Raw genomic sequence first — 19,705 nt, 5'->3', positions numbered from 1 at the left:
AAGAGCAGAATTTGTAAAGTTAGTAAACAAATACTTTGGATTTAATAACAAAGAAGATATAAAATTCTCTGATATAAATACAAATGATTGGTACTATAACGATATCTGCATAGCTAGCAAAGCTGGTTATATAAATGGATATGAAGATAAAACATTTAAGCCTAATAAAACAATAACTCGAGAAGAAGTTGCTAAAATACTTATACGTATAAAAAATCAACAAGATTTAAACTATGATAAATTAAATAAATATCCTGATAAAAATAAAGTTTCCAATTGGGCTAAACCATATATTGAAGGAGCTATAGAACAAGGATATTTAAAAGGTAATGATTTGGGATTTCTCAATCCTACAAATAATATAACTAGAGCAGAATCAATAACAGTATTATCAAGAGTAGCAAAAGAAAATCCTGAAATTAAAAATAAACCTCCTGTTATAACTTCAAATGAAAAATTAACACTTGAGGTTGGTCAAAAATTTGATACATCTATGTTAAATGTTAAAGTTTCTGATAAAGAAGATAAAAACTTAGATGTTCAGTATGAAGGAAAGGTTAATACTGATTTAGCTGGAGACTACACTATAACTATCACTGCAAAGGATAGTCAGGGATTAACAACTATCAAAAAAGTAACTGTAGTAGTAAAATCAAAACCGGAGCTTAAAAAAGAAATTAAAAATGAATCTCCAGTTATAACTGCAAAGGAAAAGTTAACAATAAAACAAGGTGATCTATTCAAATATAGTATGTTAAATGCTAAGGCTAAAGATGCAGAAGGAAGAAACATATCCAATTATATAGTTTATTCAGGAAAGGTAAATATCTCTAGAGCTGGTGAATATCCTATAGTTTTAACTGTTAAAGATGAAAAAGGAACAACTACCAGTCTAGAAGTTAAAGTAATTGTTGAATCAATAAATAAATTTATGCTACAAAAAATATTGGATAATAAAACAAGCAATATTAAAGTGCATAAAGATAATAATGGAACAATAGAAAGTTACGATATTTTTTCAAAAGGGGTCACTCCCCCAAATGATAATGAGTATACTATAGTAAATGAACTTGGATATAAAATCCCTGTTGCTCCATATAAACCCGGAATGGGTTGGTATGATGCCAATAAAACTCATGATGGAGATGTGTTATTTTGTTCTGGAGCCGCAGCATCAAATATGTTAAATTGGTGGATGGATCAAAATTCTGATTACATAAATAGATATTTAGATTTACATGGAGAAAATTCAACGTGTATCAATAAAAAATTTGGAATTTCTCAAAATGCAACTATTTCTAACTTTAGAAAAAATCCGGATTATATATTTAGATATATTACACAATGCTTTAAAGTTTCAAATAGCACAGGTATATATCCTGATAAAGCTCTATTTTGGTTCTTAAATGGTCATGATTTAAATTGTAAATTTGATTTAAATAAAACTGATACTCGTGGTGGATTTTTCTCTGATGTATTTAATGATCATAGTAGTATAATAGATCAGATAAGATGTTCATACTTTTCAGATTTAAATTACTATTTGTTAAATACTCTACCACAAAATAAGGGTATTGGAATATCTTACGAAACATTTGGAAGTGGCGGAGCTAGTCATATAGTATCTTTATGGGGAGCTAAATTTGACCCAAATGGTAATATTCTTGGAGTATTTGTCACAGATTCAAATGATGGAGACTTATTAATTGATAGTAAAAGTAAAAATGCTTATGGTATGATATACATGAATACAGTTAAAGAGTCCAATACTGGAAAAGTTAGATTAACTAATAAAGTTACGCCTAACGGAAGTATAGGATCTCGAGTTCTAGATTTATATACACTTGATACAGGTAAAACAATTTGGGAAGATTACTTTAAATCTATAAATTCAAAAAATTAATATTTTCAAATATACTTATTAGTCTATGAATATAAAATCATAGCCTTTCTTTATCAAGGCTACTAGTAAAAATAAAACCTTTTAACTTTTATAAAATTTTAAAATTCTTAAATCAGTATATAAAAAGCCCTTAGAATTTACTTATTTAAATTCTAGGGGCTTTAATTTTACTATAAATATTTTATAAAATAAATAATTAATTTAATATATAAATTATTGTACATATACAACAACTACATCAGAGTTAGAATTTCCATAACTATCTGTTGCAGTTATTACCACTGGATATCTTCCAGGTCTATTTACATCAACTTTTGATGAGTATTCTATAGAACTAGAAATATCATTTCCTAATAAATCTTTAGCAGTAGCTCCTAACATTTTATAGTCAAATTTATCTCCTAGCTTTAAAAATATATCTTTAGATGAATATTCTATTGATGGTAAAAGTTCTCTATTAATAGAACTTCTAACAAAAACAACAACTTCATTTTCAGAATGTCTTCCTTCGGAATCTGTAGCCATAGCTGTTATTATATACTTTCCTGGTACATTAGTATCTACATATCCAACATACTCAACTTTTAATTGTTTCCCGTTTTTATCAAAAGCATCAGCTTTTAATACTTCATCTAAGTTAGTATTATCCCAATCGGAACCTCTTGCTATGTTAAATTCAACCTCAGGTATAAATATAAATGGCTTTCCATTATAATTTTTATCTTTTGCATACGGTGGCTCTAAAGTATCATCAGGATTAATCGGATGTTCATTATCTGGATTAACTGGATATTCATTATCATCTACATATACAAGAACTAAAAGTGTAGATACTAATCCTTTGCTATCTTTTGCACTTATAAATACCGGGTATCTACCTTCTTTGCTTGTATCAACATTTCCTTTATAAGTTATAGTATTAGATATATCATTTCCATCTACATCAGATGAAGATGCGTCTAACATTTTATAATCAAAATTACTACCTTTTTTTATCACTAAATCCCTAGATATTATTTGAGGATAAAGATGTCTATTTTTTGCATGTGAAGGATCTTCAATATAAACATAAGCTTCTTTAGTAGTAGTTCTACCTTCATCATCTGTAGCTGATACCTTTACTGTATAATATCCTGGAGAATTAGTATCTACATTCCCTTCATAATGAACTTCAAGTGGTTTATGATTTTTATCAAAAGCATTAGCATTTATCCTATCCTTACTATTCCAAACCTCACCCTTTAATAAGTGATAACTTACTAAGTGGTAATTTAAAACAGGATATTCATCCTTATTATCTATCTTAGGCTGAACAAGTTCATTGTTATCTTGTTCTTTTACAACTGGTTTAACGACATCTTCATTATCTAAAACCGGATTAGCAACAACCTTATTTTCTATTCTAGATAATAAAGTAACTGATTCAGCTCTTGTTATACGACTTGTAGGACGAAGATTTTTTAAATTATCACCTTTTAAATATCCATTTTCTATAGCCCCTTCTATGTAAGGTTTTGCCCAATTAGAAACTAGATGTTTATCTGGGAAAGTATTTAATTTGTCATATGTATCATCTTGTTGATTTTTTATACTAACGATTATTTTAGCTGCTTCTTCTCTAGTAATAAGGTTATTCGGTCTAAATGTATTATCTTCATATCCATTTATGTATCCTGCTTTAATTGCTATACAAACATCGTTGTAATACCAATTTTTTTGGTTTATATCTTTAAAATTTGAAATACCTTTATCTTCAAATCCAAAATACTTGTTAACTAATTTTACAAACTCCGCTCTTGTAATTTGATTGTCTGGTCTAAATGTATTATCTTCATATCCATTAGCATATGAATTTTGTATAAATTGAGAAATCTCTTTATGAGCCCAATGCCCATTAATATCGTTTACTTTATTGTCTGCATGTACACTTAATGTAGTTGAAAGAATCATTCCTAAAGCTACTGTACTTATCAAGTTTTTTTTCATAAAAACCTCCATAAATAAAATTTTGTTCGTCACGTTCTGTATTATTATATCATATTTTGTAGAAAATCGTCAGTTTATTCATAAAAAATAGATAATTTTTAAAAATCAAAATAAATATTTTTTTGAAATTTATTTTTTATTTAAATCATAGTTTGATATCTAACTAAAAGTTTTAAGTATTTAAACTAATAAAAAATTACTATATATGATAATTAATATAATGCATCCTATACTTTAATTAATTTATATATTTTTTTATTTCATAAGTTTAAATATATAGAATTATCTTAACATTCAAATCAAAATAAAAGTGAAAATTGGACTAAGATTAGCATATTAGGGAGTAAAATGTGAATTTTGTCTAAAATATTATTAAAAATGTCCTTAAAATCATTCATTGATTCTAAGGACATTAATTTTAATTATAAATAATATATAAAATTTTAAAAACTAATTAATTTAATATATTTGTTTTATTAGGAAACAAGCATCCAGTTATACAAGAAAAACTCTCCTAAAACAGCTAATGTAATATATATAATAGCCTCGTTTTTAGATATAGAAACAGTCATTTTATTTGTATTAATGTTAGTTTCATTTTTATTATTATCTTCATTTTTAGATAGAAAAACATATTTTTCACTTATACTATTAAATAAATTACTTACACATACCCATATGAAATATCCCAAAATAGCACCTAAAGAGTTCATCATTAAGTCATCAATATCTGTAGCTCTATGGTTGAATAATTGACAAATCTCAATTGCTAATGAAAAACCTAATCCAGTATAAAATACTTTAACAGTATTTCTAAACTTTTCCCAAATCAAAGGAAGTAAAAATCCTAAAGGCATAAACATAATAATATTTAAAATATACGTCCTAATACCCTCTGAGTTAAATGGTATTAAATTTATTTCTTCTATTCTAATAATTTCACCATATTGCCCTATATCCCATACACTACCAATTCCAGCTACACTAAATGCTAAGTAAATATAAATTAAGAAAATATAGACCCATATTAAATGTGATGTTAAATATGTTTTTTCTTTTAAATTTCCCGGTTTTATAGCTATTATTTGATATATTAAACAAGGTATGATTACACAAAGAAGTGGATAAATAATCGATATAATCATAAATTATCTCCTCTCAAAATTTAATTTGTTTTCTACTATGATAATAGCATTGTTTTAGCTTTATAAATCTTAAGATTTTCTTACTTTTTCTAAAAATCTCTAGATTCTATTTGAGAATATTATTATAAATAGTTTGATTTATAATATTTTTAATTAAAAATTGTATCAAAACTATAAATCAACAAACAATAAAAATAACTTAATTAAAAATATATTATAATGAGAGGTAAAATAATGTTTAAGCCTAAAAGAGTTATATTTGAAAAAGGAACATTAGACACAGATATAGGTAAAAATATTTATAACAAAGTAAAAAACAATCCAAATATTGAAATTATAAATACTAGTTCTAATAAAATTAAAAGTAATATCCCTGGAAATAATTTATATGAACAATATAGGTCTGGAAAAGAAACATTAGTTGTGGGATTTCGTAAAGGTTTAAAATTTCAAACATGTAAACCATCAGCAAACTATCAATTACCATTAGTTAGTGGATGTATGGGAAGATGTGAGTATTGTTACTTAAATACGCAATTAGGTGACAAACCATTTGTAAAAGTATTTGTCAACACAGATGATATTTTAAAAAAAGCAAAACAATATATAGATGAAAGGTTGCCAGCTATAACTATATTTGAAGGTGCAGCAACATCAGACCCTGTTCCACTTGAACCTTATACTAATTCTCTAAAACAAACTATAGAATTTTTCGGTAAAGAGGAAAAAGGAAGATTTAGATTTGTAACTAAATATAATGATGTAGATAGCTTACTAGATTTAAATCACAATAATCATACTGAAATTAGATTTAGTATAAATACACCTAGAATAATCTCCACTCATGAACACCATACAGCATCTGCTGACAAAAGAATTGAAGCTGCAATTAAGCTTTCACAAGCTGGATATAAAATAGGTTTTATAATAGCACCAGTATTTCTTTATGAAAATTGGCAGGATGAGTATAGAGAGTTGATTAAAAGTATAAAAGAGAAACTACCTAAAGACTTTAATGAACAAATTATATTTGAAGTTATATCCCATAGATACACAACTAAGGCAAAAAATAGAATACTTGAAATATTCCCTGAAACTACTTTACCTATGGAAGATGAAGATAGAAAATTTAAATATGGTCAATTTGGATATGGAAAGTATGTCTATACTAAAGAACAATTAGCCCAAATGAAAGATTTTTTCCTTTTGGAAATAAAAAATGTATTTCCTAATAGTATTATAAAGTATGTAATTTAATAATTATTAATTTAAAATAAAAAGAGTAATAATTTAAATGATTTCTCACTAAATTTATTACTCTTTTTTCTATTAATATCTTTATTAATATTTTAATTTTTATTTTAAACCCCTTCTTTTCAAATAAAGAATTCTATCAACTCATTTTTATATTAAGTACACGTCTTTTTCATAATATGTACCCCATAGTTTAAAATTCAATATATACTTAATTAAAAATTAGCCTTTAAAGTAAATTTGGATATAACTTTGTAATAATACTAATATAAAAATTTTCGTTTTTTCTTATTAATTACAAATCCTTCTATAAAAAGAAACACACATATTATTATACATATTATCACTAAGGTTCTAAAAGATATATTAAAAAACAATTCATCCAGAATTAAAAAGCTACTCAAAATAATTAAAGTTATTCCATTAATAAAATACATCTTAGAAAATAATTTTATATATCCATCTTTATCTTTTATATTTCTTTCAGGATCCCATCCTAATTCATTTATATTCTTAGTCTTACTTAATCTTTGTCCAGAATATATAATCCAAAGCCCTGTTAAAATTCCTAAAATATCCATTTATATTTCCTCCCTTAATATAATTCACATTATATCAAATATATAAATTAATCTTTTAAATTTGGACTAAAATCTATAATTTATGGACTAAAATTTAAATGATTCATAAAATAAAGGATTTTAAAATTTAACCTCTAATTTTAAATAAACATTAAAACTTATTTTAAACATAATTACATCAAATAAAAGGAGATATAAACTATGAAAACTAACACTTGTGTATTTTGTAAAATAATAAATAAAGAAACCCCTTCAAACATTATATATGAAGATGAACTAATATGTTGTTTTTTAGACATAGATCCAATAAATGAAGGACATGTACTGATAGTACCTAAAAATCATTATCATAACATAGATGAAATAGATGATAAAATACTACTTAAAATTATGCAATTATCTAAAAAAATCACAAAAACACTAAACAAAGTTTACAACTGTGATGGCTACACCATGATGCAAAATGGAGGAATCTTTACTGATTTTGGACACTTTCATATGCATATATTTCCAAGATATAAAAACGACCAATTCGGATGGACCTGCAAAGAACTTACAAACCCTGAAAACCTTGAAAATGTAAAAGAAAAGCTCCAATCCCAATTAAAATCTATAAAATAGAAAAATAATTAACTTATTTATTTTAATTTTAAACTCTATTAAATTAAATTGTTAATTCGATACATAAAATAAAGTTGCCTTATAAGACAACTTTATTTTTGCTATTTTACAGTATAAGAAATCTAGTTTTTAATAGCCACAATCATCAATTTCCCAATTGCTTTTTTTATTATCTCTTATCAATACCCATTGACAATCTGTATATGTGGAATTTGACTCTAGAACAGGATTATCACCAGAACCATCAACATCAAAATTTGATAATAGAATAATAACATTTTCTGAACTAACACCATTTACTGAGCCTTGTCCATTTTTTAAATAAACATCAACTAAATAATTAGATTTTTCTTCGTCATACCATATCTTTGTTAAAGTAGATGCTGGAAAACTAAAATTATTTTTGACACAATCTATAGCCTCATTTATCTCAGCTTTGGAAAATTTAGTAGATTTACTAATATCAATTTTAATGTCCTTAGATATTTTCTCTTGATTACAAGCAACTAATGAAAATATTGATAAAATTAAACACAATGATATAATAAATTTTTTCATAAACAGTTCCCTCCCTTTAAAGACTGTACTTTGGTCTTTGTGTGAATCTAAACTCCCCTTTTAAACAAACTTATCATTAAACAAACTTATTCCCGATAAAAAACATATTCCTCCCGAAAGAAATAATCTTAACCAATTCATAGAAAGCCAAAATTCACCCCCAAGTACTACATCAGGAGACGTATTAAACTCATCAACATAAATTGCTAAATTCCAAAATAGTTTAAGAGATATTATTAAGCAAATAAAACTTAATACAAATATACTTATTTTTAAAGTTTTTTCTTTCATATTCTCTACCCCATTTCATTTATAAATTAGATTTTTAAGAATGCCCTACAATAATTATAAATTATAAAAGCATATAATTTAAAGAAAATTCAAAAAAAAGGAGGAATTTTAACTATATACAAAGAATAAAAACCATTAAAGCTCTATAAAAATACAAAAATGGGGGATGAAAAATTGTATAAACTAGACATTCGTGAAGATTTTTACCTAAATGATGAAAAGGTAAAAATAATATCAGGTGCTCTACACTACTTTAGAGTAGTACCTGAATACTGGGCTGATAGACTTGAAAAACTAAAAGCCCTTGGATGTAACACAGTAGAAACTTACATACCGTGGAACTTCCACGAAGTAAAAGAAGGTGTCTTTGAATTTGAAGGTGCAAAAGACATAGCAAAATTTACTAAACTAGCACAAGATCTTGGACTTTATGTAATTTTAAGACCTAGCCCATATATCTGTGCAGAATGGGAATTTGGTGGACTTCCAGCATGGCTTTTAAAACATCCTAATATTCGCGTTAGAAGTAACTGCGAAATTTTCTTAAATGCTGTCGACAAATACTACAAAGAATTATTTAAAATTATCTATCCGTTACAATCAACTCAAGGTGGACCTGTCATAATGATGCAAATTGAAAATGAATACGGCTCCTTTGGTAATAACAAAACTTATTTAAAAAACTTAAAAAATATGATGATTAAATATGGATGTGAAGTTCCATTATTTACATCTGATGGTGCTTGGAGAGAAGTTCTAGAAGCAGGAACTATACTAGATGAAGACATTTTACCAACAGTAAACTTTGGCTCTCGTACAAAAGAACAATTTGGTTATTTTTCAGAATTTTTAAAACAAAACAATATAAAAAGGCCTTTAATGTGTATGGAATTTTGGCTTGGTTGGTTTAGCAACTGGGGAGATGAATTTAAAAGAAGAGATGCAGATGATGCTGCCCATGAACTAAAAGAAATACTTGATATGGGTCATGTTAACTTTTATATGTATCATGGTGGAACAAACTTTGGATTTTATAATGGATGTTGCTATCGTGATGAAATACGTCCACAAACTACAAACTACGACTACGATGCTTTGTTAAATGAACATGGTGAGTTTACTGATAAATATTATAAATTTAAAGAAGTAATTAAAAATTATACTGACATCCCTGAAGTTAAGTTTAGTACAGTTATAAACAAGGTTTCTTACAATGATATAAAACTTAAAAACAAAGTTAGCCTATTCTCTACTTTAGACAAACTTGCAAAACCTATATACAACGAAGAAACTTTAAATATGGAAGCTCTTGACCAAAATTACGGATATATACTATACCGTTCTAATATTGGTAAAAGAAATGACTTAGAAAGATTTAAGTTAGTTGGAATGGATGATAGAGCTCAAGTATTTATAAATGAAAATTATCACTCTACTTTATACAAAGAAAAGTTTGTAAGCCAAAATCAAACTCTATCTTTAGATAAAGAAGATGACAATATACTAGATATTTTAGTTGAAAACGTTGGAAGAATAAATTATAGCCCTAACTTACTTTCACCAACTCAAAGAAAAGGTATAAAAGGTGGAGTAATGATTGATATACATCTTCATATGGGATGGAATCATTACTGCTTAGAACTTGCTAATATAGATAAGGTTGATTTTAGTGGATATTATAAAGAAAACACACCAGCATTTTATGAATATGAATTTGAAGCAAACGAAATTGGAGATACATTCTTAAATACAGAAGGCTTTGGAAAAGGTGTCGCGTTTATAAACAACTTCAACTTAGGAAGATTTTGGGATATAGGTCCTACTAATTATTTATACATACCTGCTCCGCTAATTAAACCTGGCTTAAATAAAATAGTTATCTTTGAAACAGAAGGAAAATACAAAGAAACTATATCTTTAGACGATAAACCTAATTATTTATAATTTAAGTTTATATTAATTTATTATTTTGGGAAGGAGATTTATAATGGTTTTAAAAAAATTCATGAAAAAATCAATTTTAGCAAGTACTTTAATTACATCAATATTTGCATTTACGGGATGTAGTTCATCAGGGGATAGCGATAAAATTTCACTAAGATATTCAATATGGGATAATACTCATAAAAAAGCAGTTGAAACTTTAATACAAAACTACGAAAAAGAAAATCCAAATGTAGATATACAATTAGAAATAATTTCAAATGGTGATTATTGGACTAAGATGGAAACTGCTGCTGCTGGTGGTTCTGCTCCAGATATATTCTGGGTAGATGCTAGAAGATTTGGTACATATGCAAAATCAGGTATGCTTGTAGGAATGGATGATTATATAAAAGAAAATAAAATTGACATGAGCCAATACCTAGAAAGTATAACAGGAATATATAATTTTGATGGAAAACAATATGCAATGCCAAGTTTCTGGGATGATACTGTACTTTTATTAAATACAAAAATGATGGAAAAATACGATATAGAGAAACCTAAGAAAGATTGGAATTGGCAAGAAATGATAACTTGGTTAGAAGGTGCAAAAGCTAAGTTACCAAAAGATATTTATCCATTTACTTCAAATACAGTAGAATATACTCAACTTGGAATATTTAATGGTGTAGCTTTAGCTGGTGGACAAATTATAACTGAAGATAAGACTAAAGCTTTAATAGATACTCCAGAAACTAAAAATGGATATAAAACTTATCTTGATTTAGTAAAAAGCGACTTACACAGCCCATTTGATGTAACTGTTGAAACAGGTGCAGGTACGTTATTTAAATCAGAAAAAGCCCTAGCTTACCAAGCAGGTTCATATTCACTTTTAACATATTCAGATAAAGAGCAAGCTCAAGTTGCAGGAAACTTTGAAATATATCCAGTTCCTGCTATAAAAGAAGGTGTTAAAACTAAATCTGTAATACATGGTGTTGGAAATGTTATATCTGCTAACTCTAAACACCCAGATGAAGCATTTAAATTTATAAACTATATGTCTAGTGAAGAATCTATGAAAACTTATACAGAATTAGCTCTAGTTTCTCAATCTCATAAAAATGTTCAAGACTTATATGGTGATGTAATGAAAGAAAAAACTGGTCTTGATGTAAGTGTAGTATATGACGTTGCAAAAGACGCAATGCCACTTCCAAATAGTATAGATACAGCTAAATGGGATAAGATTATAGTTGATAATATAAGTTCATATGTTCAAGATAAACAATCTTTTGATGATATGATTAAAAATACTCAAAAAGGTATGCAAGAAGTTTTAGATAAAGAAAATAAAGGTAAATAATAAATAAAGGGTTGTTTCAAGTAATTATAAACTTTGAAACAACCCCTTTTAAATTTTAATTTATTTCACTTTGTATTTATTGTATATAATTTTATAAGTTAAAATCAAAGCAACTACTACAAATAATACAAGTATTGCCATAGTTATACTTCCAAACTTTTCTCCTAATATTGGAATTAATAAAAATGATAATCCATAACAAATCCACATAATTCCATTAGCTTTATTGTATGCCTTAACATCACTTATTTCGTCACTACTTACAGTGCTTCCCGCCCAAAAATGCATAGGAGTTTTTCTTTTTAATGAATATATACCTAAACAAACAAAAACAAAAGTTGATGGCATAATACTTGTATATACAGTTAGGTTATCTTTAGATTCATATAAAAATTTTTCCTCATTAACTTTTAAATTTTCTTTAATATTATATTTATTTATTAAATCATTATAAGTTTTTACTGTTTCATTGCTTTCTTTATCATTGTATATAACCATCTTTCCTTTACTTATAATTTTTATATATGGTTTACTTTTATTGTAAACATATACTGATGCTTTTTTATCTCCATCTACCTGACAAATTGCTCTTGTATAAGCAAAAGTATTAGTTCCATTAATTTTATTTCCAATATGAACATCTTCTAAAAGCTTAACACTTTCAATATCTTCTATTTTTATTGACTCTCCATTAATTGTTATTTTATCTTCTTTAAACTTCATTTTATGACCTGTAGTATCCATATTTAAAAATACTACCAAAAATACAGTCATAACTATCATAATGCCTGCTACTATTTTTTGAGCCTTACCCATATAATATCTCCCTTTATACAATATTTTTAATATATTATATCAGTTTGACTTTAATATATATGTCGTTTTGTGGATTATATATAATAAAAAAATGAGGACCCTATTTATTCCTCATTTTTCATATATCTTTTTAGTTTATAATTTTTCAACTACAGAAAGATATAAATTAGCAAATTCTCTTTCATCTATAATTTCATAGTCAATATGCTTACCTAATTCTTTAATCATATTTTCTTTACTTTTTTCAACAGCTTCAACTAACTCCTCTGTTAAAGTTCCAAGCATAACTAAATAAACACTATTACTACTGTATTCTCTTAAACATCTTTCTAAATCTCTTATTGTATCTTCTACATTAATCTCTCCGCTATAATTTTTACAAATTACAGGAATTTCTATTGGTTTAGAATTTAATATAGGATTTTTAATTTCTAATAAAATATCCCAATCATCTTTAAGCTCTCTAATTATAACATCAGCTCCATCTATAGCACTAAATACCTTTGAAACTAATATATCAAAATCTTTTGATTTCCAATCGTTAGCTAATAATTTTACAACATCGGATACTAGTTTTTCATGTGTTTTTTCAAGTTCTATTTGTAAAATAGATTTCACATTAAAATCTGGTTCTTCCCAAATTTTATGAACTATAAAATAATTTATTTCTTCTATAGTATCTTCATTGTATATTTCATAATGACTGCCTCTTTTTGTCATATCATGTTTAAATATTTTACTATTGTAATTTGAATCTATATTCACTTCATTGTTTGTTATAGGTTTACAATAAATTATATGATTAAAGTCATCTTGTTCTCCATCAAAATCATATATACTACCATTAACTTCAACTACCTTTACCACCATAAATTTACGAAGTGGTCTTTCTAATTGAACTATCAATACATCATCTTTTTTAAGTTTTTCTAAGATAAACTTAGCCTTTCTCCAAGCTATTTTTTCTTCATCTGTCTTTTCTTTTTTATTTGCTAAAACTCTTAAATCATTTCCCTTTTTGCTCCATCCAAATCTCAATCTACCTTGCCTGATTTCATCAATCATCCAATCTTTTTTACCACTGTTTAAAGCTAATATTTTGTAGTAATTTACCATATCCATATCCCCTTTTATATATGTATTTCTATTTACTTATAATAATATCACTTTATATTGATTTGAATATGGTTTTTAAAAATGTTCATTTTTTCAAAATTTTTTTATTATTATAATGATTCTTTATAAAAATAAAATTCAAAACCCTAAGCAGTATTTTTCTACCTAGGGTTTTTATTTATTTTTATTAAGCGGCTTCTGATGATGAATCATCATCATCTTCAACAAGACTACTTAACTTCTTATCAAATATAAATAATGCTGCAGCTGCAACAAACATTATAATTGGAATTGTAGTGTAAACTTTAATCATATTAAATTGAAGAGTAAAATCATAAATATATCCATATCCTTTACCAGCTAAGAAAGTGGCAAATGTCCATACTCCCATTAAAACAGCTAGCATTTTCTTAGGTGCATACTTACTTACAAATGAATTTCCAAGTGGTGAGAAAAACATCTCTCCTAAACTTAAAAGCACTGCAAATGCAATCAACCAACCTATACTAGCTTTAAATGCCTCAGAAGCTCCTATTCCTCTTGAAAACTCAGCTCCAACAAGCATAAAAAATGAAAATCCTAAAAATATTAATCCAAAAGCAGTCTTTTTAAACAAACTCATATCCCCTTGTGGTCTTTTAGAAAGTTTTAACCAAAGTCCAGCAAGAACTGGTCCTAATGCTATACAAACTAAACCATTTAAAGAGTCAAACCAAACAATAGGAACTTCAAATCCTCCAATATTTAAATCCACATATAATTTACCATAATCATAAACTGCAAGATAAGCTAAATACCAAAATACCCAGAAAAGTACAGAAAATACAGATACAAGTATTATAGCCCAAACTCTTTTTTTCTCAATAATTGTTAAAGGAGTTTTGTCTTTAGTTTCAACTTTCTCAGCAACTACTCCTTCTTTGAATGGTCTTTTTCCTGCATTACCTAAAAATCTCCATCCTATAATAAACCATATCCCACCTATTACGCATAAAATTGATGCAACTAAAAAACATTGAGAAAATCCAAGTACTCCATTATGAGCAAATGTTTTCGCATATAATATACCAACCGCTGTAGTTCCTACAAAAGACCCTATATTAACAAAAGAATATTGTACTGAAAAGGCTGCATCTAGTTTTTCTTTATCATCAAATAATTGTCCAGCTACAGCTGAAACGTTACCTTTAAAAAATGCAGTCCCAATTGAAACTAAAGCTATCATAATACCTATCATTAAAGTTGAATCAGCTATTGAACCTAAATAATAGCCTATTGCCATAATAAACATTCCAAAAGGTATAGTATATCTAGCTCCTATCCATCTATCTGATATGTACCCCCCAATTATTGGTGAAAGATATGTAAATGCAACAAGGTCAGCTTGCATCTTTGCAGCCTCTCCTCTACTTATACCAAGACCTCCTGTTAGTACAGTTGCAGTAAGAAATGCATAAATTAAAAACTTTGAAGAATAATATGCTGCTCTCTCAAATGAGAAAGTCGTTGCACAAAAATAAAATCCTAAAGGAAACTTATTCTTCTTCTTTTCTACTGTTGTACTCATAACCCTAAACCCCTTTCGATTGTGATAGTAATTTTTATGTATATCATTATCCAAATTCTTTCTTTTGAAAGATATGGTGATATTTATATAAATCGTTTTCTTGAAATATTTACATCCTTCTTTTTTATTTCTTCCCTCAAGGTAAATGGTAGCACAACGCATATTCACACGCAATACATTTTTAGAGTAATTTCGATATTATATTTTTTATTTCTACGAATTTTTACATAAACTTTATATTCTAAAATAAAAAAATCTGTACCAAATTATATTTGATACAGATTATATATTTTAACTTATACCTCTGAGTAATTATACATTCTTTCATAAGCTAGTGCTAAAGTTATCATTATTTTAGGATATAATGCCATAATTAATGGTGTCATAATACCTAATAATATTAATATCATAGTATAATTTAGCGCATTAACTGCATGGTAAAAAATCAAAACTCCAAATAGTAATAGTACTCCTTGTGGAATAAATCCAAACATTAACTTAAATGATTTAATTCTATTTTTTTTCATGACAGTCCTGTAAGTTTTAAATATATCTTTCTTATTAAAATTATTTTGATTATCTAATGCAATAAATGGAAGTATAAATGTTTCTGAGAAAATAATAACATTTATACTAAATATGAAAAATACAAGAAAAACAGTAGATATCAACATAAAGTAAAATTGTACTTTAAAAGAAACACTACCACTATTACTTGAAATCTCTGCTAATAAGCTAAATGCTCCCACTAAAACTATTGCAGAGATTAAGATTCTTATTAAATTTAAAACTGTATACCATAAAGATTGAATTGCAAAACTTATCAATTTAGCAACTAAATATTTATCTATTAAGTTAAGTCTAGATTTTATTGATTCTTTATTAAAAGGTTCATTTCTTATCAAATCTAGCGATAAAGAGCACAATATAAAATCAGAAAATAAAGTAACAATCATCAGACTTATTCCTATACTCATCATATCTAACAATTGCTTATATCCCATATATTCCCCACCATCTAACTTAATAGATTTCATTATAATGCCTACAATATTTTTTATTATTGGATTTAGTATAATAAATAATATTGCCATAAAAATCATCGTTATAAAAAATGTTTTATTCACTACATTTTTATTATTTTTTATTATTTCTTTCCCCTTTAAACGTAATTCTTTATTTCCCATTTAACCCCTCCCTATATTTTACATTTATAATATATCGTATAATTGTATTAAAGTAAATAATTCAAAATTAAAGATATTTAAATAAAATAAAAAATGCTAACCGAAGTTAGCGAAGGATGAATATATAAGCTTAAGCGATATTTACATATTAATCCAAGCGCCCCCGATTAGCATCTAATTTAAATTATTAATTTATATACAATGTTTTAATTCATGATCATATCCATCATTTAAATTTAAGCTTTCCATAGATTTTGCACTAACAACATCCACACCAGTTCCTAAAACATCCTTAACAATAACATCTCCAACACTAACTGGAGCATTAACCTCAACATTATCTAAAAGCTTCATAATATCAAACATAAGCTCCTTAGGAACAGAATCATTAGTCTTAACAGGAAGTAAATTTAAATAACCGCCATTTAACTTAACAGTAGTAGTTATAACCCTTCTAGGATTTGTAACTTCCTCTACTCCATATTTTGCTCCTCTTTTACAAGTGTTTCCTTCAACCTTATATTCACCATTAACCTTACTAACAACTAAAGAACATCCCATTGGACAAACAGTACAAGTAATATTTCTCATAACTAAGCCTCCTCAACACTTACAGTTATATTTCCTTTAATATCCTTAAATAAATCTTTACTAATTTTTATATTTTCCATCTCTGAAGGTATCATATGAAGTCTTTTCTTTTCTAAAATTACCTTGTCATCACTTTTTACAACCAACTTTTTATTTTTATAAATTTGTCTAACTCTCATAAATAAGTTAACATCTTCATCACTATCTACATTTACACTTTGTGGAACTATATATATAATTCCTTCTCCTGCAACAGTTTTTACTTCATTACCTTTATTTAACTTATTTAAAGAATAAAGTGCTGCATTTTTACCTGCTATCTTACTTTCTTTAGTAACAAAGTCAACTAAATCATGAACATGAACAACATTACCACAAGCAAACACTCCATCTACATTAGTAGCCATAGAATTATTAACTATAGGTCCACTAGTTTTTTTATCTAAATTAACTCCAGCTTCAACACTTAACTCATTTTCTGGTATAAGTCCTACTGATAAAAGCACTGTATCGCAACTTATGTATTCTTCTGTTCCTTTTATAGGATTTCTATTTTCATCTAACTTACAAAGAGTAACTCCTTTAACTCTTTCTTTTCCATCTATGTGAGTTATTCCAGTGCTTAGCATTAAAGGTATATCAAAGTCATCTAAACACTGAACTATATTTCTAGTTAAACCACTTGAATGTGGATTTATTTCAACTACAGCTTTTACCTTAGCTCCTTCAAGTGTCATACGTCTTGCCATTATAAGCCCTATATCTCCAGAACCATATATAACTATTTCTTTTCCTACCATATAACCTTCCATGTTAGAAAGTCTTTGAGCTGCACCTGCATTATAAACTCCTGCTGGTCTATACCCTGGTATGTCTATTGCTCCTCTTGTTCTTTCTCTACATCCCATAGCTAAAACTATTGCATCTGCTTTTATATTTATTATTCCTTCTTCACCTAAAGCTTCTATAGTCTTATCTTCACTTATATTTAAAACCATTGTATTTAACATATAGTCTATTTTTTCTTCTTTAACCATTTCAATAAATTTATGAGCATACTCAGGTCCAGTTAATTCTTCTTTAAATTCATGTAATCCAAAACCATTGTGTATACATTGATTAAGTATACCACCTAGTTCTCTATCTCTTTCTATTATAAGTACATCTTTTGCACCATTTCTTTTAGCTTCAACTGCTGCACCTAAACCTGCAGGTCCTCCTCCAACAACTACAACATTATATTTCAACTAACTCACCTCTTAATTCTTTTGATTTTCCTACTACTGCATTAGAGTTTTCATAGTCTTTTAATACATCTTCAACATCTATATTAAGTTCCCTAGCTAATATTTCTATTACCTTAGGTCCACAAAATCCACCTTGGCATCTTCCCATACCTGGTCTAACTCTTCTTTTTACTCCATCAACTGTTCTAGCTCCACATAATGAATTTATTGCATCTACAATTTCACCTTCTGTTACACTTTCACATCTACACACTATTTTTTTGTATCTTGGATCTTTTTTCATTATTTCTTCTTTTTCTTCTTGGCTCATTTTTATAAAAGGTTTGTTTTTCTTTCTTTTCGGTTTAAAGTTTAATTTTTCATTTAAATCTAAACCTTCTTCTTTAAGAATTTCTACAACGTATTTTGCAACTGCTGGTGCTGATGCAAGACCAGGGGATTCTATACCACCAACATTTATAAAGTTTTTACATTTATCTGAAGCAAATATCATGAAATCCCCTGTATTTGGAGTTGCTCTAAGACCTGCAAAACTTGTTATTGTTTTTCTAAAATCTATATTTTCGATAGTTTTTCTTGAACTGTTTACTATTTCACTTATTCCTTCTCTTGATGTTGATATATCTTCTTTGTCATCAACAACCGTAGCATTTGGTCCAACTAATAAATTTCCATGTACAGTTTGAGTAACTAAAACACCTTTTCCTTTTTCACTTGGACATTGGAATAAAACATGATTTGCAATTTTACCTTCACTCTTATCTAATATCTTATATTCACCTTTTCTAGGTATTATAAAGTATTCATCTCCACCTATCATGTTGTTTATTTTATCAGCATAAACTCCTGCTGCATTTATAACGTATTTAGCTTTTATATCATCTTTATTTTTTATTTTTATATTAAAATAATCATCTATCTTTTCTATATCTATAACCTCTGATTCTAATTTTAAATCTACTCCGTTTAACATAGCATTTTCCATAAGCGCTATATTTAAATTGAAAGGGCAAACAATTCCTGCACTTTCACAAAGTAGAGCACCAACCACATCTTTATTAACATTAGGTTCAATCTCTATTACTTCTTCTCGGTTTAATATTTTTAACCCGGTAGCTTTATTTTCTAATCCTCTTTCATATAAAGCTTTTACATGTTCCATTTCTTCTTCATCAAATGCTAAAACTAAAGAACCTATTTGTTTAAAATCTACATCTAAATCATCACATAAATCTTTGTATAAACTATTTCCTTTAACATTTAGTTTAGCTTTTAAGCTACCAACTTTCGCATCATATCCACCATGTACTATAGCACTGTTTGATTTAGTAGTTCCTTGGCAAACTTCAACACCTTTTTCTATTACTACAGTTTTCAAATTATATTTTGATAATTCCCTTGCTATAGAACTACCACTTATACCTGCACCGATTATTGCTATATCATACATAATTTTGCCTCCTTGAAAAAAAATAGAGAGACCCCCCTATACATTGTATAGAAGGCTCTCTCATCTCTTAGCCATAATATTTCATTTTTAATCTTTT

17 protein-coding genes are annotated in these 19,705 nt (G+C 27.1%); 5 read left to right on the top strand and 12 right to left on the bottom strand.

All coding sequences use genetic code 11. The features are described 5' to 3' along the window. A partial coding sequence (locus tag ABFX13_RS13000) for an IdeS/Mac family cysteine endopeptidase (protein ID WP_346046727.1) occupies window positions 1–1,903 on the top strand: 1,903 nt, incomplete at its 5' end. A 213-nt stretch (window positions 1,904–2,116) separates the two neighbouring features. Here ABFX13_RS13000 and ABFX13_RS12995 read toward each other — a convergent pair. Together ABFX13_RS12995 and ABFX13_RS12990 are read right to left on the bottom strand one after the other, a co-directional pair. Then, entirely contained in the window at window positions 2,117–3,889 is a 1,773-nt protein-coding gene (locus ABFX13_RS12995; RefSeq protein ID WP_346046725.1) for an S-layer homology domain-containing protein, read from the bottom strand. A gap of 476 nt (window positions 3,890–4,365) precedes the next feature. Continuing rightward, the gene (locus ABFX13_RS12990) at window positions 4,366–5,034 is read right to left on the bottom strand and encodes a VanZ family protein (RefSeq protein ID WP_346046722.1); all 669 of its coding nucleotides are present in this window, start codon (window positions 5,032–5,034) and stop codon (window positions 4,366–4,368) included. A 234-nt stretch (window positions 5,035–5,268) separates the two neighbouring features. On the opposite strand from ABFX13_RS12990, the gene splB reads away from it, so the two are divergent. Beyond that, a complete protein-coding gene (splB, locus tag ABFX13_RS12985) occupies window positions 5,269–6,291 on the top strand; it encodes a spore photoproduct lyase (RefSeq protein ID WP_346046720.1) in 1,023 nt (340 codons plus the stop codon). Window positions 6,292–6,551: 260 nt separating this feature from the next. Here splB and ABFX13_RS12980 read toward each other — a convergent pair whose 3' ends face one another. Further along, window positions 6,552–6,869, bottom strand: a complete 318-nt coding sequence (locus tag ABFX13_RS12980) for a hypothetical protein (protein WP_346046718.1) — start codon at window positions 6,867–6,869, stop codon at window positions 6,552–6,554. 201 nt (window positions 6,870–7,070) lie between these two features. On the opposite strand from ABFX13_RS12980, the gene ABFX13_RS12975 reads away from it, so the two are divergent. After that, on the top strand, window positions 7,071–7,490 hold the full coding sequence (locus ABFX13_RS12975; RefSeq protein ID WP_346046716.1) for an HIT family protein: 420 nt from the start codon (window positions 7,071–7,073) through the stop codon (window positions 7,488–7,490). Window positions 7,491–7,619: 129 nt separating this feature from the next. Here ABFX13_RS12975 and ABFX13_RS12970 read toward each other — a convergent pair whose 3' ends face one another. Together ABFX13_RS12970 and ABFX13_RS12965 are read right to left on the bottom strand one after the other, a co-directional pair. Next, window positions 7,620–8,048 carry a DUF4829 domain-containing protein gene (locus ABFX13_RS12970; RefSeq protein ID WP_346046714.1) on the bottom strand — a complete coding sequence of 143 codons (429 nt, stop codon included), beginning with the start codon at window positions 8,046–8,048 and terminating at the stop codon, window positions 7,620–7,622. Between the two features lie 60 nt (window positions 8,049–8,108). Continuing rightward, window positions 8,109–8,339, bottom strand: coding sequence for a hypothetical protein (locus tag ABFX13_RS12965; protein WP_346046712.1), 231 nt, complete (start codon window positions 8,337–8,339; stop codon window positions 8,109–8,111). A gap of 174 nt (window positions 8,340–8,513) precedes the next feature. On the opposite strand from ABFX13_RS12965, the gene ABFX13_RS12960 reads away from it, so the two are divergent. Together ABFX13_RS12960 and ABFX13_RS12955 are read left to right on the top strand one after the other, a co-directional pair. Continuing rightward, window positions 8,514–10,283, top strand: a complete 1,770-nt coding sequence (locus ABFX13_RS12960) for a glycoside hydrolase family 35 protein (protein ID WP_346046710.1) — start codon at window positions 8,514–8,516, stop codon at window positions 10,281–10,283. A gap of 43 nt (window positions 10,284–10,326) precedes the next feature. Next, on the top strand, window positions 10,327–11,634 hold the full coding sequence (locus ABFX13_RS12955) for an ABC transporter substrate-binding protein (RefSeq protein WP_346046708.1): 1,308 nt from the start codon (window positions 10,327–10,329) through the stop codon (window positions 11,632–11,634). 60 nt (window positions 11,635–11,694) lie between these two features. Here ABFX13_RS12955 and ABFX13_RS12950 read toward each other — a convergent pair whose 3' ends face one another. From ABFX13_RS12950 to ABFX13_RS12920, 7 genes are all read right to left on the bottom strand, one after another. Further along, a complete protein-coding gene (locus tag ABFX13_RS12950; protein ID WP_346046706.1) occupies window positions 11,695–12,450 on the bottom strand; it encodes a hypothetical protein in 756 nt (251 codons plus the stop codon). 135 nt (window positions 12,451–12,585) lie between these two features. Continuing rightward, window positions 12,586–13,566 (bottom strand): hypothetical protein, encoded by a 981-nt coding sequence (locus tag ABFX13_RS12945; protein WP_346046704.1) that lies wholly within the window; start codon window positions 13,564–13,566, stop codon window positions 12,586–12,588. A 187-nt stretch (window positions 13,567–13,753) separates the two neighbouring features. Next, entirely contained in the window at window positions 13,754–15,133 is a 1,380-nt protein-coding gene (locus ABFX13_RS12940; RefSeq protein WP_346046702.1) for a peptide MFS transporter, read from the bottom strand. 296 nt (window positions 15,134–15,429) lie between these two features. After that, window positions 15,430–16,320: a hypothetical protein gene (locus ABFX13_RS12935; RefSeq protein ID WP_346046700.1), complete on the bottom strand. Its 891-nt coding sequence runs from the start codon at window positions 16,318–16,320 to the stop codon at window positions 15,430–15,432. 192 nt (window positions 16,321–16,512) lie between these two features. Further along, the gene (locus ABFX13_RS12930; protein WP_346046698.1) at window positions 16,513–16,911 is read right to left on the bottom strand and encodes a DUF1667 domain-containing protein; all 399 of its coding nucleotides are present in this window, start codon (window positions 16,909–16,911) and stop codon (window positions 16,513–16,515) included. 2 nt (window positions 16,912–16,913) lie between these two features. After that, a complete protein-coding gene (locus ABFX13_RS12925) occupies window positions 16,914–18,158 on the bottom strand; it encodes an NAD(P)/FAD-dependent oxidoreductase (RefSeq protein WP_346046696.1) in 1,245 nt (414 codons plus the stop codon). Beyond that, on the bottom strand, window positions 18,148–19,608 hold the full coding sequence (locus tag ABFX13_RS12920; protein ID WP_346046694.1) for an NAD(P)/FAD-dependent oxidoreductase: 1,461 nt from the start codon (window positions 19,606–19,608) through the stop codon (window positions 18,148–18,150). Before ABFX13_RS12920 ends, ABFX13_RS12925 begins: the two co-directional genes overlap by 11 nt. Window positions 19,609–19,705 lie beyond the last annotated feature (97 nt).

This window comes from Paraclostridium tenue (assembly GCF_039521565.1).
Lineage (GTDB): Bacteria > Bacillota > Clostridia > Peptostreptococcales > Peptostreptococcaceae > Paraclostridium > Paraclostridium tenue.
Note: the sequence above shows the minus strand (reverse complement) of the source record. Positions and strands in the feature narration are given on the sequence as shown.

Excerpts from the sequence above, each read along its gene's own strand:
- ABFX13_RS12970 (WP_346046714.1), bottom strand. The coding sequence starts at position 8,048 with ATGAAAAAATTTATTATATCATTGTGTTTAATTTTATCAATATTTTCA.
- ABFX13_RS12920 (WP_346046694.1), bottom strand. The coding sequence starts at position 19,608 with ATGTATGATATAGCAATAATCGGTGCAGGTATAAGTGGTAGTTCTATA.
- ABFX13_RS12955 (WP_346046708.1), top strand. The coding sequence starts at position 10,327 with ATGGTTTTAAAAAAATTCATGAAAAAATCAATTTTAGCAAGTACTTTA.
- ABFX13_RS12935 (WP_346046700.1), bottom strand. The coding sequence starts at position 16,320 with ATGGGAAATAAAGAATTACGTTTAAAGGGGAAAGAAATAATAAAAAAT.
- splB (WP_346046720.1), top strand. The coding sequence starts at position 5,269 with ATGTTTAAGCCTAAAAGAGTTATATTTGAAAAAGGAACATTAGACACA.
- ABFX13_RS12930 (WP_346046698.1), bottom strand. The coding sequence starts at position 16,911 with ATGAGAAATATTACTTGTACTGTTTGTCCAATGGGATGTTCTTTAGTT.
- ABFX13_RS12995 (WP_346046725.1), bottom strand. The coding sequence starts at position 3,889 with ATGAAAAAAAACTTGATAAGTACAGTAGCTTTAGGAATGATTCTTTCA.
- ABFX13_RS12965 (WP_346046712.1), bottom strand. The coding sequence starts at position 8,339 with ATGAAAGAAAAAACTTTAAAAATAAGTATATTTGTATTAAGTTTTATT.
- ABFX13_RS12945 (WP_346046704.1), bottom strand. The coding sequence starts at position 13,566 with ATGGTAAATTACTACAAAATATTAGCTTTAAACAGTGGTAAAAAAGAT.
- ABFX13_RS12940 (WP_346046702.1), bottom strand. The coding sequence starts at position 15,133 with ATGAGTACAACAGTAGAAAAGAAGAAGAATAAGTTTCCTTTAGGATTT.
- ABFX13_RS12975 (WP_346046716.1), top strand. The coding sequence starts at position 7,071 with ATGAAAACTAACACTTGTGTATTTTGTAAAATAATAAATAAAGAAACC.
- ABFX13_RS12980 (WP_346046718.1), bottom strand. The coding sequence starts at position 6,869 with ATGGATATTTTAGGAATTTTAACAGGGCTTTGGATTATATATTCTGGA.
- ABFX13_RS12990 (WP_346046722.1), bottom strand. The coding sequence starts at position 5,034 with ATGATTATATCGATTATTTATCCACTTCTTTGTGTAATCATACCTTGT.
- ABFX13_RS12950 (WP_346046706.1), bottom strand. The coding sequence starts at position 12,450 with ATGGGTAAGGCTCAAAAAATAGTAGCAGGCATTATGATAGTTATGACT.